The 15,276-nt window shown below is 70.8% G+C and carries 15 protein-coding genes; 8 read left to right on the top strand and 7 right to left on the bottom strand.

Annotated features, from left to right (window positions below; genetic code table 11):
* Positions 1–7: 7 nt before the first annotated feature.
* Positions 8–928, bottom strand: coding sequence for a peptidoglycan-binding domain-containing protein (locus ACZ5NH_RS09360; protein WP_468773824.1), 921 nt, complete (start codon positions 926–928; stop codon positions 8–10).
* Positions 929–1,075: 147 nt separating this feature from the next.
* On the opposite strand from ACZ5NH_RS09360, the gene ACZ5NH_RS09355 reads away from it, so the two are divergent.
* On the top strand, positions 1,076–3,115 hold the full coding sequence (locus ACZ5NH_RS09355; RefSeq protein WP_468773822.1) for a DHA2 family efflux MFS transporter permease subunit: 2,040 nt from the start codon (positions 1,076–1,078) through the stop codon (positions 3,113–3,115).
* Here the strand turns inward: ACZ5NH_RS09355 and ACZ5NH_RS09350 are convergent.
* Positions 3,108–3,614, bottom strand: a complete 507-nt coding sequence (locus tag ACZ5NH_RS09350; protein ID WP_451551934.1) for a GNAT family N-acetyltransferase — start codon at positions 3,612–3,614, stop codon at positions 3,108–3,110. The two genes, ACZ5NH_RS09355 and ACZ5NH_RS09350, sit on opposite strands and share 8 nt — an antisense overlap.
* A 132-nt stretch (positions 3,615–3,746) precedes the next feature.
* Between ACZ5NH_RS09350 and ACZ5NH_RS09345 the strand changes: the two genes are divergently transcribed.
* A complete protein-coding gene (locus ACZ5NH_RS09345; protein WP_468773820.1) occupies positions 3,747–4,355 on the top strand; it encodes a hypothetical protein in 609 nt (202 codons plus the stop codon).
* A 5-nt stretch (positions 4,356–4,360) separates the two neighbouring features.
* Entirely contained in the window at positions 4,361–5,362 is a 1,002-nt protein-coding gene (locus tag ACZ5NH_RS09340) for a hypothetical protein (protein WP_468773818.1), read from the top strand.
* On the opposite strand, the gene ACZ5NH_RS09335 is transcribed toward ACZ5NH_RS09340, so the two are convergent.
* Positions 5,351–5,785: a DnaJ family domain-containing protein gene (locus tag ACZ5NH_RS09335; protein WP_468773816.1), complete on the bottom strand. Its 435-nt coding sequence runs from the start codon at positions 5,783–5,785 to the stop codon at positions 5,351–5,353. The genes ACZ5NH_RS09340 and ACZ5NH_RS09335 overlap by 12 nt on opposite strands.
* A gap of 103 nt (positions 5,786–5,888) precedes the next feature.
* On the opposite strand from ACZ5NH_RS09335, the gene ACZ5NH_RS09330 reads away from it, so the two are divergent.
* Entirely contained in the window at positions 5,889–6,281 is a 393-nt protein-coding gene (locus tag ACZ5NH_RS09330; RefSeq protein WP_451551930.1) for a hypothetical protein, read from the top strand.
* A 27-nt stretch (positions 6,282–6,308) separates the two neighbouring features.
* Here ACZ5NH_RS09330 and ACZ5NH_RS09325 read toward each other — a convergent pair whose 3' ends face one another.
* Together ACZ5NH_RS09325 and proP are read right to left on the bottom strand one after the other, a co-directional pair.
* The gene (locus tag ACZ5NH_RS09325; protein ID WP_451551929.1) at positions 6,309–6,980 is read right to left on the bottom strand and encodes an O-methyltransferase; all 672 of its coding nucleotides are present in this window, start codon (positions 6,978–6,980) and stop codon (positions 6,309–6,311) included.
* A 170-nt stretch (positions 6,981–7,150) separates the two neighbouring features.
* Entirely contained in the window at positions 7,151–8,527 is a 1,377-nt protein-coding gene (gene proP / locus ACZ5NH_RS09320; RefSeq protein WP_468773813.1) for a glycine betaine/L-proline transporter ProP, read from the bottom strand.
* Positions 8,528–8,916: 389 nt separating this feature from the next.
* Here proP and ACZ5NH_RS09315 point away from each other — a divergent pair, with 389 nt between their 5' ends.
* A complete protein-coding gene (locus ACZ5NH_RS09315) occupies positions 8,917–10,953 on the top strand; it encodes a bifunctional glycosyltransferase 87/phosphatase PAP2 family protein (RefSeq protein ID WP_468773811.1) in 2,037 nt (678 codons plus the stop codon).
* Positions 10,954–10,981: 28 nt separating this feature from the next.
* Here the strand turns inward: ACZ5NH_RS09315 and ACZ5NH_RS09310 are convergent, their stop codons facing one another.
* The gene (locus tag ACZ5NH_RS09310) at positions 10,982–11,374 is read right to left on the bottom strand and encodes an ATP-binding protein (RefSeq protein ID WP_468774229.1); all 393 of its coding nucleotides are present in this window, start codon (positions 11,372–11,374) and stop codon (positions 10,982–10,984) included.
* 108 nt (positions 11,375–11,482) lie between these two features.
* On the opposite strand from ACZ5NH_RS09310, the gene ACZ5NH_RS09305 reads away from it, so the two are divergent.
* Both ACZ5NH_RS09305 and ACZ5NH_RS09300 read left to right on the top strand, forming a co-directional pair.
* Positions 11,483–12,310, top strand: a complete 828-nt coding sequence (locus tag ACZ5NH_RS09305) for a helix-turn-helix domain-containing protein (RefSeq protein ID WP_468773809.1) — start codon at positions 11,483–11,485, stop codon at positions 12,308–12,310.
* Positions 12,291–12,548: a DUF397 domain-containing protein gene (locus ACZ5NH_RS09300; RefSeq protein ID WP_468773807.1), complete on the top strand. Its 258-nt coding sequence runs from the start codon at positions 12,291–12,293 to the stop codon at positions 12,546–12,548. Before ACZ5NH_RS09305 ends, ACZ5NH_RS09300 begins: the two co-directional genes overlap by 20 nt.
* Here the strand turns inward: ACZ5NH_RS09300 and ACZ5NH_RS09295 are convergent.
* The gene (locus tag ACZ5NH_RS09295) at positions 12,532–13,701 is read right to left on the bottom strand and encodes a steroid 3-ketoacyl-CoA thiolase (RefSeq protein WP_450980921.1); all 1,170 of its coding nucleotides are present in this window, start codon (positions 13,699–13,701) and stop codon (positions 12,532–12,534) included. The two genes, ACZ5NH_RS09300 and ACZ5NH_RS09295, sit on opposite strands and share 17 nt — an antisense overlap.
* Before the next feature lie 279 nt (positions 13,702–13,980).
* Between ACZ5NH_RS09295 and ACZ5NH_RS09290 the strand changes: the two genes are divergently transcribed.
* The gene (locus ACZ5NH_RS09290) at positions 13,981–15,216 is read left to right on the top strand and encodes a cytochrome P450 (protein WP_468773805.1); all 1,236 of its coding nucleotides are present in this window, start codon (positions 13,981–13,983) and stop codon (positions 15,214–15,216) included.
* Positions 15,217–15,276 lie beyond the last annotated feature (60 nt).

Raw genomic sequence — 15,276 nt, 5'->3', positions numbered from 1 at the left:
CCCGCTCTCAGGGCTCGGACGTCTCCGCCTCCAGGCTCTTCCTGGTCGCCGGCCCGTACACCCCCAGGGTGTCGTCCCGGATACCGCGAGCCAGCTGGTAGGTGCGTACGGCGTCCTCCACGGGCCGGGTGAAGACGCCGTTGATCTCGTCACCGTAGAGGTTCAACTGCCTTAGCCGGTACTGGAGTTCGGTCACCTCGGGCCCATGGTCACCGCGTTGCAGCACCGGAGCGAGGGCCGGGGTGGCCCGAGCGGTGGCGGAGGAGGTGGGGGCGGCCGGGCGGGTCGTGGCGGTGGAGGGGGCCGGCGTCGGTGACGTGGTCCGTGTCGCCGGCGGGCTCGGAAACCTCGCCGAAGGGGCGGGCGGCGGCACCGGCGAGCGGGGTGCGGCGGGGGAGGCGGATCGTGCCGTCGGTGACGCCGGACCCGGTGTGCTCACCTCCGGGACGCTCGCCCTGACCTCCTGGGCCGCCCGGTCCCGGGACGGCGTGTGATACGAGAGCAGCCCGCCCGCGAACCCGGCCGCCGTGACCGCCCCCGCGACGGACAGCAGGACGGTACGGCGAGCACTGCGCCGGCTCGGCCGCGCCGGGCCGTCGTCCGGCTGCCGCGCCGTCGCGGAATCGATCGCGGCGGAGTCGCGGGTCGAGGCACGGTCCCGCGCCTCTTCGGGGTGCTGTATCCGCAGGTCGGTCGTGCTCGGCGGCGGCTCCGCCGACGGCCGCAGGGGCAGCGTCGTCTCGACGGCCTCGACCTGCACATACGGCCGTATCCGCAGCGGATCGAAGTCCTCCGCCGCTGCCGCCTCGGCCGTCCGCGTCTCGCGCAGGGCCTCGGCCGCGCGCTCGGTGCAGTCGCAGGACGGGCTCAGGTCCGGGCCCCTCGGCGCTCCGCACTCCGGACAGCTGTGACCCTCGGATTCACTCATGCGTTCGCCCCCTCCCCTCACGAACTACAGACCCTATGCGCAACTTCTTCGCATCCGCCGCCGGAAACGCGGGACTCAACAGGCCATAAAGGGTGACTCCGACCACGATGGAAGGTGCACTCGGCCCCTGAGTCCCAGGAGGTCTCCATGGCCCTGGACGCGCACGCCACGCAGCAGGAGATCAAGGCCGCCGAGCACGTCTCCGGCAACGTGTTCGTCTCGATCGGCGCCTTGCTCCTCGGGCTGCTGCTCGCCGCGCTCGACCAGACGATCGTGTCGACCGCGCTGCCCACCATCGTCAGCGACCTCGGCGGCCTGGAGCACCTGTCCTGGGTGGTCACCGCCTATCTGCTGGCCTCGACCGCCGCGACCCCGTTGTGGGGCAAGCTCGGCGACCAGTACGGCCGGAAACGGCTGTTCCAGACGGCCATCGTGATCTTCCTCATCGGCTCGGCCTTGTGCGGCATGGCGCAGAACATGGGCGAGCTGATCGGGTTCCGGGCGCTGCAGGGCCTGGGCGGCGGCGGGCTGATGGTGCTGTCGATGGCGATCGTCGGCGACCTCGTGCCGCCCCGGGAACGCGGCCGCTACCAGGGGCTGTTCGGGGCCGTGTTCGGCGCGACCAGTGTGCTCGGACCGCTGCTCGGCGGGCTGTTGACCCAGCATCTGAGCTGGCGCTGGGTGTTCTACGTCAACCTGCCCGTCGGCGTGGTCGCGCTCGCCGTGATCGCCACCGCCCTGCACATCCCGCGCCGTACCGAGCGCCATGTCATCGACTACCTCGGCACGTTCCTGATCGCCTCCGTCGCCACCTGCCTGGTCCTGGTCGCCTCCCTCGGCGGCACGACCTGGCCCTGGGCCTCGGCACAGATCATCGGGCTCGCCGTGCTGGGCGTCCTCCTCGCCGTGGCCTTCGTCGCCGCCGAGCGGCGGGCCGCCGAACCCGTCCTGCCGCTCGAGCTGTTCGGCATCCGCACCTTCAGTCTCGCCGCCGTCATCAGCTTCATCGTCGGTTTCGCCATGTTCGGCGCGATGACCTATCTGCCGACCTTCCTGCAGGTCGTGCACGGCATCTCGCCGACCCTGTCCGGCGTGCACATGCTGCCCATGGTCGTCGGCCTGCTGCTGTCGTCCACGATCTCCGGGCAGATCGTCAGCCGCACCGGCCGCTGGAAGGTGTTCCCCATCACCGGCACCGCCGTCACGGCCATCGGCCTGCTCCTGCTGCACCGGCTCGACGAGCACAGCCCGACCGCCGAGATGAGCGCCTGCTTCTTCGTGTTCGGCCTCGGACTCGGCCTGGTCATGCAGGTCCTGGTGCTCATCGTGCAGAACGCGGTGTCGTACGAGGACCTGGGCGTCGCCACCTCCGGCGCGACCTTCTTCCGCTCCATCGGCGCCTCCTTCGGCGTGGCGATCTTCGGCACGGTGTTCGCCGGCCGCCTCGGCGACAAACTCGCCGCCGCCTTCCGGGGCGTGAGCCTGCCCCCGGGCGTGTCCGCGAACGCCCTCAAGTCCGACCCGCGCGGCATCGCCGCCCTGCCGCCCACCCTGCGCCCGGCGGCCCTGCACGCGTACGCGTCCGCCATCACCGACGTCTTCCTCTACGCCGCCCCCGTCGCCCTCCTCGGCTTCCTGCTGGCCTGGTTCCTGAAGGAGGACCGGCTGCGCGGCTCGGTCACCGCGCCGGACGCCTCCGAGACCATTCCGCCCAACCCGGTCGAGCGGTCCTCCTACGACGAGTGCTGCCGCGCCCTGTCCCTGCTCGGCACCCGCGAGGGCCGCTACGAGGTCTACCGGACGATCACCGAACGGGCCGGGTACGACCTGCTGCCCGCCGCCAGCTGGATGCTGCTGCGCATCCGCAAGTACGGCTCGATCGAGCCGGGCGTCCTCGCCGAGCGCAGCCCCGTCCCGCTGGAGGCCGTCCTCGCTGCCGCCCGCCAGGTCGAGGAACGGCACCTGGGCGAACGCCGTGGCCTCGACCTGTACCTGACGAATACCGGCCGCGAGGTCGCCGAACGGCTTGCCAAGGCCCGCGAGGAGTCCCTCGCGGAACTCCTCGGCGACTGGTGGAAACCGGGCCGGTCCACCGACCTGACCAAGCTCGTCAGGGAACTCAGCGGGGAGATGTGCGGCACCGAGCGCGAGCGACCGCACGACGCCACCGGCGCCAAGGTCAGTTGAGCGCCAGCTCCTTGCGGAACCAGTGCTCGGCGTAGAGGTCGTCGTTGTGCGGGCCGGTCTCCGTGTAGCCGAGGCGGGCGTACAGGGCGCGGGCCTCGACCAGGTCGCTGCGGGTGTCGAGGATCAGCCGCCGGGCGCCGAGGGCGCGGGCGGCCTCCTCGGCGGCGGCCACCAGCAACGGGGCACCGCCCCTGCCGCGCGCCCGCTCGTACACGAACACGCGGGTCAGTTCCGCCGTGTCCGGCTCCAGCAGCCGTACGCCCGCGCAGCCGGCCGGCTCACCGTCGTACCGCCCGACGAGCAACTGCCCGGTAGGAGGCGTGAGTTCGGCACCGGTCGCGGCCGCGATCCCCCGCTCCAGCTCGTCGGGGTCGGTCCGGCGGCCCTCGTGCAGCAGATACCAGCGGTCGCTGACCTCCGTGTAGTAGGCCCGCCACAGCGCGGCGGCGACCGGGGAGTCGTACGGTTCCGGAGTGATCGACCACGTCATGGCGGCCATTGTCGGCGGCCGTCACCGCGCCGCCCACCGGTTTTCCGCGCCGCTTCGCGGAGTGAGCACCGTTTGTGGCTCCCCTTCCGGGTCACCCGGAAGGGGAGCCGGTCAGCGGGGCCGGCCGATCGGAAGGCAACCATGTCCACAGGCATGATCGTGGTGATCGTGATCGTGGCGGCCGTGGTCATCGCCGCGGTCACCTCCCTGGTTCTGCGCGGCCGGGTGCGATCCGGCGGGCCCGGTCTGAAGCGGCGCTTCGGGCCCGAGTACGAGCGGACCGTCGCCCTGCACGGCGGGGACGCCAAGGCCGCCGAACAGGAGCTGGCCGAGCGCGTCGAACGCCACGGCGACCTGCGGGAACGGCCGCTGGACCCGGCCGGGCGTGAGCACTACGTGGCCCGCTGGACGGCCGTACAGGAACACTTCGTCGCCTCGCCGCGGCAGGCGGTGGCCGAGGCCGACCAGCTGCTCGCGGACCTCGCGGCCGCGCGCGGCTACCCGAACGGCGGGCGTTACGAGGAGCAGCTCGCCGCGCTCTCCGTCCACCACGCCGACCACGTCGACGGCTATCGGCAGGTGCACCGGGTGGCCCGTGCCGGGGCGCGCCACGGGCTGACCGAGGCCGGCTCCGGGACGGAGGAGATGCGTACGGCGCTGGTCGGCGCCCGCGCCCTCTTCGACGACCTGACCCACCCCTCCCGGGAAACCGGCCGCCACCGTGCGACCAGCCACGCGAAGAAGGGCTGAGCATCATGTCGGACGACGAGCGCCCCACCGGCCGCTTCCGCCGACCGCCGGACGAGGACTGGACCCCGGAGGACATGCCTCTGGGCCAACGCACGCCGAGAGACCCCCTGCCAGAGGAACGGCTCCCCGGCGAACCACCGCCGGCGCCCCCTTCCCGCCTCCCCGGCTCGATCGGCCCCGGCAGGAACGGCCTGACAGCCGACGACCTCACCCCGGAGGACACACCAGTCCACCCAACCGAAACCGGCACCCCGGCCGAAGGCCGAATGCCAGGCGTAGCCGGCATCGCCGCCGAGGGCCGGCGCCCGGCCGAGGGCTGGCTGCCGGGCGAGGGACGAATGTCGGGCGAGAGCGGAATGCCGAGCGAGGGCAGCATGCCGGGCGAGAGGGCGATGCCTGGCGAGGGTGGCACGTCGATCGAGCCCGGAATGCCACGCGAGAGCCGTATGCCACGCGAGGGCAACATGCCGCGCGAGGACCGGATGCCGGGCGAGAGCCGTGTGCCCGGCGAGGCTGGTATGTCCTACGAGAGCCCCATGCCGGACGACGGGCTGGGGGTTCCGTCGCCCGGGGATGTGAGCGGGCGGGATGCGCATACCACCGAGTCGACCGAACCGGATGCATGGCCGACGGCACCGGCCGATGCCCGCGCACGCGGGTCCGCGCCGGCGACCGGGGCCTCCTCCGTCGGTGAGACGGCACCCGCTCCCTCCGGTACCGGCGCACCGCTGCTGTCCCACGACGAGACGGACCGCTGGGAGCAGCGGATGCGGCGGCTGGCCGCGGGGTTCGTGGACGAGCCCCGGGGCGCGGTCGAGCAGGCCGATCACGTGCTCGAGGAGATCGCGGGGCGGTTCGAAGAGGCCGTGGAGCGGCGGCGGCGTACGCTGCGGCGGTCCTGGGAGGCCTCCGAGGACCGCGGACCGGGCTCGGACACCGACACCGAGCAGCTCAGGCTGGCGCTGCGCGACTACCAGGAACTGGCCGGGCGCCTGCTACACCTCTGACGGACCCCGCCCGCGTGCGGCGGCAGCCCTGCGCTGCCGCCACTCGCGTACGACCTCCTCGACGTCGTACGGCTTCTTCCCCAGCGGGGGACCGGGCGGCGGCTTGAACATCATGTCCTTGATCTTGACGTTGACGTCCTCGATGATCTTCCGCGCGATCCGCTCGGACGGCGCCGCGTAGGCCGCCGCGAGCGCGTCCTCGGCCTCCTTGCGCAGGGCGAGGGCGGGCGGCAGCACGGACAGGCCCTCGCGCGCCATCTTCCGCTTGATCCACCACAGTTCGTCATAGGTGGAGTCGAGTTCGCTCGGCAGCGGCTCCCCCGTCCCCGGCAGCCGCTCGAACTCACCGCGCCCCTGCGCGTCGCGGATCTGCTTGTCGACCCAGGACTCGAACGGCACCCCGGGTGGCTTTCGCTCGGTCATGAGCTCATTGTGCCGGACGCCGCCTCGCCGGGCGTTTTATCATGCGGCGGGGATACGGCGATCCGGCCGCCGTACGCCGATGGTCGTACAGGGGGAAACGCGCGTGCTCGAACTCACCATGGCCACCGTCTCCGGCGCCGAGGCGGGCGCCACGGCCGGCATGACGATGGCCGACGCGCCGAGCGAGCCGGGCGCCGTGCTCCGGGTCGGCCGGGACGCGTCGATGTGCCGGCTGGTCACCCCGGAGGACTGGCTGTTCGTCTCCCGGGTGCACCTGGAGTTCCAGTGCGGCCCCGACGGCGGCTGGCAACTCACCTGGCTGCGCGGTTCGCAGGCCGAGCCGTCGTCCGAAGTGCGGTTGGTGGTCGGGGAGTACGCGCAGCCCCTCGGCTACGGCGCGACCGTAGCGCTGCCGCGCGGCGGGTCCGGCGAGATCGTCGTCCAGGACCGCACCGCGCCGCGCAGCGTCAACGTCGGCTTCTATCACGAGGTCTGAGCCCGGGCCGGGCGGCGCCGGAGCGACTCAGTCCAGTACCCGGGCCAGCGCGAAGCCGTCGTACCCCTTGCTGCCGACCGTCTGGATCGCCGTGCCGCTCAGCCTCGGATGCGTGGCGATCAGCTCGATCGCGGCGCGTGTGCCCACGACGTCGGGCTCGGTGGTGCGCTCGTCGACGACCCGGCCGCCGCGCACCACGTTGTCCACGACGATCAGGCTGCCGGTACGGGTGAGCCGCAGCGCCCACTCCACGTAGTGCGCGTTGTTGGCCTTGTCGGCGTCGATGAACACCAGGTCGAACGGGGCCGGGTTCTCGTCGGCGAGCTTGGGCAGCGACTCCAGGGCCGGGCCCACCCGCACCTCCGCGATCCGGTCCAGGCCGGCCCGGGCGAGGTTCCGGCTGGCCACCTCGGCGTGCTTGGCGCTGTACTCCAGCGACACGAGCCTGCCGTCCTCGGGCAGGGCCCGGGCCAGCCAGATCGTGCTGTAACCGCCCAGTGTGCCGATCTCCAGGATGTGCCGCGCGCCCTGCAGCTGGGCGAGCAGCTGGAGGAACTTGCCCTGCGCCGCCGTGACGGCGATCTGCGGCAGACCGGCTGCGTCGTTCTCCCGCAGGGCCGCCCGCAGCGCCTCGTCATCGGGGGCGAGCCGGCTGGTGAAGTAGTCGTCGACGTCGTCCCAGAGCTGGGAGTCGCTCATGCTCCTGCTGCCTTTCCCGAGTGCCTGCCCTTCCCACCGACATCGTCTCAGCCGAGGGGCGCCGACGGCGTGATCACCGACGGATTCCCGGCCACCGGGAGCGCCGTACGACGATCAGGGCGCCGGCGGCCGCGGCCGACAGGAGCACTTGAACCGCACCCCTACGGCGCTCAGCGACTTTCCACCGCCGGGGCGGAACCCGGCAGCGGCCGCCCCGCGGACTCCGACATCCGCCACACCGCGAATCCGCCCACCACAGCCGCGGCCATCATGTAGTACGCGGGCATCATCATGTTCCCGGTCGCCCCGATCAGCGCGGTCACGACCAGCGGAGTCGTCCCGCCGAACAGGGACACGGACACGTTGAACCCGATGGACAGCGACCCGTACCGCACCCGCGTCGGGAAGAGAGCGGGCAGCGCGGCCGGCATGGCCGCCGTGAAGCACACCAGCAGCAGACCCAGCGCACCCATGCCCAGCCCCACCGCCACCAGACTGCCCTCGCGGATCAGCAGCAGCGCCGGGATCGACAGGAACAGGAAGCCCGCGCAGCCCGCCGCGATCACCGGACGCCGGCCGACCCGGTCGGTCAGCGCGCCCGCGAACGGCTGCACGATCATCATCAGCGCCATCACGCCCAGCACGACCAGCAGCCCGTGTGTCTCGTCGTACTTCAGCTCGCTAGTGAGGTAGCTCGGCATGTACGACAGCAGCATGTAGTCGGTGACGTTGAAGACCAGCACCAGACCCATGCACAGCAGCAGCGCCTTCCACTGGCCCGCGACCATCTCGCGCAGTGGCACCTTCGGTCGGGCGGCCTCCGCCTTCGCCACCTCGGCCGCGAACGCCGGGGTCTCCTCAAGACGCATCCGCAGATACAGGCCGATGATGCCCATCGGGCCCGCGATCAGGAACGGGATCCGCCAGCCCCACGACACCAGGTCGTGCGAGGACAGCAGCGCGGTCATCAGCGTCACCAGACCCGCGCCGCCGATGTAGCCCGCCAGCGTGCCGAACTCCAGCCAGCTGCCGAAGAAGCCGCGCTTCTTGTCGGGGGCGTACTCGGCGATGAAGGTCGACGCGCCGGCGTACTCACCACCGGTGGAGAAGCCCTGCACCAGCCGGGCGGCCAGCAGAAGCAGCGGCGCGCCCACGCCGATCGAGGCGTACGACGGGATCAGACCGATCGCGAACGTGCCCGCCGCCATCATGATCATCGTGATGGCGAGGACCTTCTGGCGGCCCACGCGGTCGCCCAGCGGACCGAAGACCATGCCACCGAGCGGCCGGACCAGAAAGGCCGCCGCGAAGGCGCCGAAGGTCGACAGCAACTGCGCGGTCGGGTTGCCGGACGGGAAGAAGACCTTGCCCAGGGTGACCGCGATGTAGCTGTAGACACCGAAGTCGAACCACTCCATCGCGTTGCCGAGCGCGGCCGCCTTCACGGCGCGCCTGACGAGCGCGGGGTCGGTGACGGTGATGTCACGGGCCGTGCCGGCCCGCCGGGTCTTGGGGAGGGACGGGGAGACTGCTGTGGCGGTCGCCAAAACGGGGCTCGCCTACCTTTCGACGGGGACAGGGCGCGGTCCGTACGGCGGCGCTGCCGGGAACGGGCCGGAAACCGACCATAGGAGGGCCTGCGCCCCTTACGTGCTGTACGCATTTAGCTGCAGTGTGCAGCTAAATGGCGCGTATGCAGGCACGCCTGCCCGCCCACGATCAGGCATTCCGGTCCCGCGCTGTGATCCTTCTCGCGCTCCGGCCGGGGAACCGGCCGTGCCGCCGACTATCGTCTTCCGGACAAAAGGAGAACGGACGTCAGGTGAAGCCCGGGTTTCCGGCGTCCTTCTCCGGGGGGCTGGGACCCTCATAGGGTTCTCAGAGCAACCCGGCGTGACCGGCGCCGGGACCGTACGGGGCGGGAGGCCGACGAGGCGTGGCGAACGTGGAGCACAGCGGGCGACCGGCGGACACCTTCGGCAGGGCACCGGCGGAAGCCCGGTTGCTCGCGGCCCGGCTCGCCCTGTGGGCGGTGGCCGCGACCCTCGCGGTACGGCAGCTGGCCGTCGTCGCCACCACGCCGAGCGGCGAGCGGCTGACGGACCTGGAGACCTGGGTCGGCCCGCACGGCGTGCTGCATGTGAAGGGCTCGATCTACGACTCGACCCGGTTCACCGGCACCCCCTTCGGCGGCCTGGTCCTCAAACCCCTCACGCGCTCCGCGCAGGCCGCCCTCGGCTGGAGCTGGACCTTCGGCACCCTGCTGCTGGTCGTCGCCCTCGGCCTGGTGGCCGCCCGTGCGCTGCCCCAGCCGGTCGGCCGCCGCACCTCCCTGCTGGCCGCGCCGGTCGCGATCAGCCTGCTCATGCTGTCGCTGCCGGTCCGCAACGCCCTGTGGCTCGGCCAGACCAGCATCATCCCGGTGCTGCTCGTCCTGCTCGGCTGCTTCACCGTACGCAGCGAACGCGAGAGCGGCGTGTGCATAGGCCTGGCCGCCGCCCTGCAGCCGACCATGCTGCTGTTCGCCCCGCTGCTGTGGTTCACCGGCCGTCGCCGGGCCACCGCAGCCACGGCCGGCACCTTCGCCGCCTGCACCGCGCTCGCCTGGGCGGCGCTGCCGCACGACTCGTACACGTACTGGGTGCACCACATGGCCGGGACGGGCCTCGGCGGCAAGGCCGACGCCCTCGGCAACCAGTCCCTGCACGGCGCCCTGCTCCGCCTGGGCCTGACCGGCCCGCTGGAGATCACCCTCTTCCTGGCGCTGAGCGCCGCCGTCACCGCCCTCGCCCTGCGCCGCGCCGTCCACTACGCGCACGACGGCCAGCTGCTGCTCGCGGTGGCCGTCACCGGCTGCGCGGTCGTCGCCGTCTCTCCCACCGCCTGGCAGCACCAGTTGCTGTGGGTGCTGCTCGCGATGGTCGGCCGGGTCGGCAGACGGGCCTCCGACCGGTACGTCTGGCCGGTCGCGATGGTCCTGGTGACCACACTGCCGGCGAAGATGCTGCTGCCGAACATGACGGTGATGCACCCGCTGCGCGACAACCTCGTCCTGCTCGCGGCATTGGCCGCCGCCACGGCCGTACCGTTCGTGTCCCGGACGTCCCCCCACTACCAGCGACCGATTCCCGCGGAGTACGCGCCACCGGTGGCGCCCCGCTTCCGCCACGTCTCCCTGGCGCCCTTCCTGCGCCGCGTCCTCACCCGCCCCAACCTGCTGCTGGAACTGCTGCTGATCCGGGTCGTGTACGCCGCCTACCAGCAGGTACGCCTGGCAGCGACCGGCGGCACCGTGTCCGGGGGCCGGGCCAGGGCCGAGCACCACGGCCACATCGTGCTCGACATCGAGCGCTTCCTGCACATCGACATCGAGCACTGGGCCAACCACGCCGTCGTGAAGATCGGCTGGCTGCGGAGCTTCTTCGACTTCTACTACGAGTCATTCCACTTCGTGGCCCCGCTGACGGTCCTGGCCGTCCTCTACTGGCGCCGCCCCGTCGACTACCGCTGGGCCCGGGCCTCCCTCGGCTTCGCCACCTTCCTCGCCCTGATCGGCTTCTGGCTCTTCCCGCTGGCCCCGCCGCGCCTGATGCCCGGGCTCGGCGTGATCGACACCGTCCACGGCGTCCAGGACTTCTCCAAGCCGGACTACGGCACCCTGACCGCGCTCACCAACCAGTACGCGGCGATGCCGTCGCTGCACTTCGGCTGGGCCCTGTGGTGTGGTGTCGTGATCGCGGTCATCGCCCCGAGGTGGTGGATGAAGGCGCTGGGCCTCCTGCACCCCCTCCTCACCGTCTCGGCCATCGTCGCCACCGGCAACCACTGGGTGCTCGACGCGGTGGGCGGCGCGGTGGTGGTGAGCGCCGGCTTCGGGCTGTCGTACGTCTTCCAGGGCCCGCGGGCGAAGACGGTGACGGCGGTTGCGGGCGCCGCCCAGGAGGCACAGAAGGTGAGCGTCGGCAGCATGTGACCGTTCGGCCGCTCGCTTCTCGGCACGGTCACGTCTGAGTCAGCGGCGGGGAAACACCCTCGGTCCCGCACTCGAACCAGACCGTCTTCCCGTCGCCGCCGGCCGCTGACACGCCCCACTTGTCGACCACGGCATCGAGCAGAGCAAGACCCCGGCCGCTCTCCGAGTCCTGGTCGACTTCGCTTGCCTGACACGGGAGTTGGGCGCAACCGTCGGTCACCTCGGCCCGTACGCCCGCCGTCAGCCGCGCGAGCCGTACCGTGCAGCGGCGGTCCGGTACGTGCCGTACGACGTTGGTGACCAGCTCGCTCACGCCCAGCTCCACCGCGAAGACCAGCTCCGTCAGCTCCCATTCGTGCAGCAGCGAGCGGACGATACGGCGGATGTGGCGCACCGAGTGCTCGCCGGCGGTGAGCTGCATGCGGTACTGGGGCGTGCGGGGAATGTTGAGGTTCACAGGACGAGGCTGACCTCGGATCACTACGCTCGGCTACAGCTTGAACACAACGGGTCCGAGAGGGGACTTGGCATGGTGAACATCAACACCCTCGACCCGAGCGCCTCACCGCTCGACTACTATGGCTTCGAGTTGCGTCGCTTCCGAGAGGCGGCGGGGCTCACGCAGAAGCAGCTCGGGGACATCATCAACTACACGGGGTCGATGGTCGGCCAGGTGGAGACGGCCCGGAAGCTGCCGACGCTCGACTTCAGCCAGCGGGCGGACGCGGCGCTGTGTACGGGCGGGTTATTGACGCGGCTCCACCCGCTGGTGATGCGGAGCCAACTTCCGGCTTGGTTTCAGCAGGTGGCGGAGTTGGAGGTGCGGGCGGCGGAGATCTGTACGTTCCAAATGGGCATGATCCACGGGCTGTTGCAGACTCCGGAGTACGTGCGTGCGGTGCTCGGCGCGCTGGATGACACCGACCTCGACGACCGCTGCGCTGTACGGCTCGCTCGCCAGCGCATCTTCGACAAGGAGGAACCGCCGGTCTTCTGGGTGGTCCTCAGTGAGGCCGCGCTGAAGCAGGAGATCGGCGGGCCGCAGATCATGCGCGGGCAACTGGCCCACCTGTTGACCTTCGAGAACAACCCGCTGATCAACATCCAGGTGCTGCCGTTTTCGGCCGGGGCGCACGCGGGACTGACAGGCTCGTTCACAGCCTTCCGCTTTGCCGGCGATCCGACCATCGTCTACACCGAGGGGTACGGCAGTGGGCACACGACCGCCAACCCGGACACCGTCAAGGACTGCTCGCTCCGTTACGATCATCTACGAGCCGCCGCACTCTCGATCAAGGACTCGGCGGGGCTGATCCGACAGGTGATGGAGGACCGCTATGGGGAGCAAGTGGCGTAAGTCCAGCTACAGCAGCGACCAGGGCGGCGATTGCGTCGAATGCGCGCCGCTCGGCCCGCTCGCATGGCGTAAGTCGTCGTACAGCAGCGACCAGGGCGGCGAATGTGTAGAGATCGCCGACACCCCTTGCGCCACCATCTCCATCCGCGACTCCAAAACCCCGGCGGGCCCGATCCTCTCCCTCGACCCCGCCGCCTTCACCACCTTCGTGAACTGGGCCGCTACAACCGCTGAATGATCGTCCCGGTAGCCAGCCCACCGCCCGCGCACATGGTCACCAGCGCGAACTCCTTGTCCGCGCGCTCCAGTTCGTGCAGGGCGGTGGTGATCAGGCGGGCGCCTGTCGCCCCCACCGGGTGACCCAGAGCAATCGCACCGCCATTCACGTTGACCTTGTCCAGGTCCTGTTCGAAGACCTGGGCCCAGCTCAACACCACGGACGCGAAGGCCTCGTTGATCTCCACGAGGTCGATGTCCTTCAGGGACATCCCCGCCTTGCCCAGCACCGCGCGCGTCGCGTCGATCGGGCCGTCCAGGTGGAAGTGCGGGTTGGCGCCGACCAGCGCCTGGGCGACGATCCGCGCCCGGGGCTTCAGCTTCAGCGCCCGAGCCATCCGCTTCGACGCCCACATGATGGCCGCCGCACCGTCCGAGATCTGCGACGAGTTGCCCGCCGTATGGACGGCCGTCGGCATCACCGGCTTCAACCTCGCCAGCGCCTCCATGGACGTGTCGCGCAGTCCCTCGTCCTTGTCGACCAGGCGCCACATGCCCTGACCGGCGTGCTGCTCCTCCTCGGTGGTCGGGACCTGGACCGCGAACGTCTCGCGCTTGAAGCGTTCCTCCGCCCAGGCCAGCGCCGCCCGCTCCTGGGAGCGAAGTCCCAGCGCGTCGACGTTCTCCCTCGTCAGCCCCCGGTGACGGGCGATGCGCTCGGCCGCCTCGAACTGGTTCGGCAGGTCCACGTTCCACTCGTCCGGGAACGGCTTGCCGGGACCGTGCTTCGAACCCGACCCCAGCGGGACCCGGCTCATCGCCTCGACGCCGCAGCTGATCCCGACGTCGATGACGCCTCCGGCGACCATGTTGGCCACCATGTGCGACGCCTGCTGGGAGGAGCCGCACTGGCAGTCGACGGTCGTGGCGGCCGTCTCGTAGGGCAGCCCCATGGTCAGCCATGCCGTGCGCGCGGGGTTCATGGACTGTTCGCCGGCGTGGGTGACGGTGCCGCCGACGATCTGCTCGACCGCGTCGGCGGGGATGCCGGTGCGGCCGAGGAGTTCACGGTAGGTCTCGCCCAGGAGATAGGCGGGGTGCAGATTGGCGAGCGCGCCGCCGCGCTTGCCGATCGGGGTGCGGACGGCTTCGACGATCACGGGTTCGGCGGCCATGGGTGCGGGTCCTCTCCGAGAGGGCTCTCCTACCAGAACTAGTACGCGTTCTAGTTCCGCCCAGCAGTCTGCTGACGTGATGTCCATCACCGCAAGAGTCTTGCAGGTGCCGAAGTCGCGATCTGCACGAATTCCGCACGGATTGGGGCTGCCGTACCTCTTGCGACTTGTAGAACCTGTTACTACCTTCACCGCACCGCTGATGGGCCGTCAGAACTGACTCGGGACCGACTCGGAACGAACTCAGAACGGACTCAGACCGGACGACGGGAGTCGCCGATGCACTGCCCCGCGCTGCCCGACGGGTTCGACTTCACCGACCCCGACCTGCTCCACCACCGTGTGCCCCTCCCGGAGTTCGCCGAGCTGCGCCGCACCGAGCCGGTCCGCTGGATCCCGCAGCCGCACGGCCTCGCGGGCTTCGCCGACGACGGCTACTGGGCCGTGACCCGGCACGCGGACGTCAAGTACGTCTCCACGCACCCGGAGCTCTTCTCCTCCACCGTCAACACCGCGATCATCCGCTTCAACGAGCACATCGAGCGCGACGCGATCGACGCGCAGCGGCTGATCCTGCTCAACATGGATCCTCCGGAACATACGCGGGTGCGGCAGATCGTGCAGCGCGGCTTCACGCCACGTTCCATCCGCGCCCTGGAGGACCGGCTCCGGGCGCGTGCCGAGGCGATCGTCGCGAGTGCCCGCGCCCGCTCCGGGCCCTTCGACTTCGTCACCGAGGTCGCGTGCGAACTGCCCCTGCAGGCCATCGCGGAGCTGATCGGCGTGCCCCAGGAGGACCGGTCCAAGATCTTCGACTGGTCCAACAAGATGATCGCCTACGACGATCCCGAGTACGCCATCACCGAGGAGGTCGGCGCGGAGTCGGCCGCCGAGATCATCGCCTACGCCATGAACATGGCCGCCGAGCGGAAGGAGTGTCCCGCCCGGGACATCGTCACGACCCTCGTCGCGGCGGAGGACGAGGGCAACCTGAACTCCGACGAGTTCGGCTTCTTCGTGCTGATGCTGGCGGTGGCCGGGAACGAGACCACCCGGAACGCCATCACCCACGGCATGCACGCCTTCCTCACCCATCCCGAGCAGTGGGAGCTGTTCAAGCGGGAGCGGCCCGGGACGACGGCCGAGGAGATCGTGCGCTGGGCGACGCCCGTCAACGCCTTCCAGCGGACGGCCACGCAGGACACGGAACTGGGCGGGGTGCGGATCAGGAAGGGGGACCGGGTCGGGCTGTTCTACGCCTCCGCCAACCACGACCCCGAGGTCTTCACCGACCCCGACGCCTTCGACATCACCCGCGACCCCAACCCGCACCTCGGCTTCGGCGGTGGCGGACCCCACTACTGCCTGGGCAAGTCCCTGGCGATCCTGGAGATCGACCTGATCTTCAACGCGATCGCCGACGCGATGCCCGGCCTGCGGTCGGCCGAGGCGCCCCGGCGGCTGCGCTCGGCCTGGATCAACGGGGTCAAGGAACTCCAGGTCACGACCGGCTGACCCGTGCGGGTCGGCCCACCCCGAGGGAGGCAGGAGCACCCCTACCCCAACGCCCCGTTC

The organism is Streptomyces sp. NPDC031426 (assembly GCF_055581585.1).
The sequence above is the reverse complement of the archived record's forward strand: the minus strand, read 5'-3'. Positions and strand labels throughout refer to the sequence as shown.

Coding starts and splice junctions, on each gene's coding strand:
- ACZ5NH_RS09360 (WP_468773824.1), bottom strand. CDS start 928: ATGAGTGAATCCGAGGGTCACAGCTGTCCGGAGTGCGGAGCGCCGAGG.
- ACZ5NH_RS09355 (WP_468773822.1), top strand. CDS start 1,076: ATGGCCCTGGACGCGCACGCCACGCAGCAGGAGATCAAGGCCGCCGAG.
- ACZ5NH_RS09350 (WP_451551934.1), bottom strand. CDS start 3,614: ATGGCCGCCATGACGTGGTCGATCACTCCGGAACCGTACGACTCCCCG.
- ACZ5NH_RS09345 (WP_468773820.1), top strand. CDS start 3,747: ATGTCCACAGGCATGATCGTGGTGATCGTGATCGTGGCGGCCGTGGTC.
- ACZ5NH_RS09340 (WP_468773818.1), top strand. CDS start 4,361: ATGTCGGACGACGAGCGCCCCACCGGCCGCTTCCGCCGACCGCCGGAC.
- ACZ5NH_RS09335 (WP_468773816.1), bottom strand. CDS start 5,785: ATGACCGAGCGAAAGCCACCCGGGGTGCCGTTCGAGTCCTGGGTCGAC.
- ACZ5NH_RS09325 (WP_451551929.1), bottom strand. CDS start 6,980: ATGAGCGACTCCCAGCTCTGGGACGACGTCGACGACTACTTCACCAGC.
- ACZ5NH_RS09310 (WP_468774229.1), bottom strand. CDS start 11,374: ATGCAGCTCACCGCCGGCGAGCACTCGGTGCGCCACATCCGCCGTATC.
- ACZ5NH_RS09305 (WP_468773809.1), top strand. CDS start 11,483: ATGGTGAACATCAACACCCTCGACCCGAGCGCCTCACCGCTCGACTAC.
- ACZ5NH_RS09300 (WP_468773807.1), top strand. CDS start 12,291: ATGGGGAGCAAGTGGCGTAAGTCCAGCTACAGCAGCGACCAGGGCGGC.
- ACZ5NH_RS09295 (WP_450980921.1), bottom strand. CDS start 13,701: ATGGCCGCCGAACCCGTGATCGTCGAAGCCGTCCGCACCCCGATCGGC.
- ACZ5NH_RS09290 (WP_468773805.1), top strand. CDS start 13,981: ATGCACTGCCCCGCGCTGCCCGACGGGTTCGACTTCACCGACCCCGAC.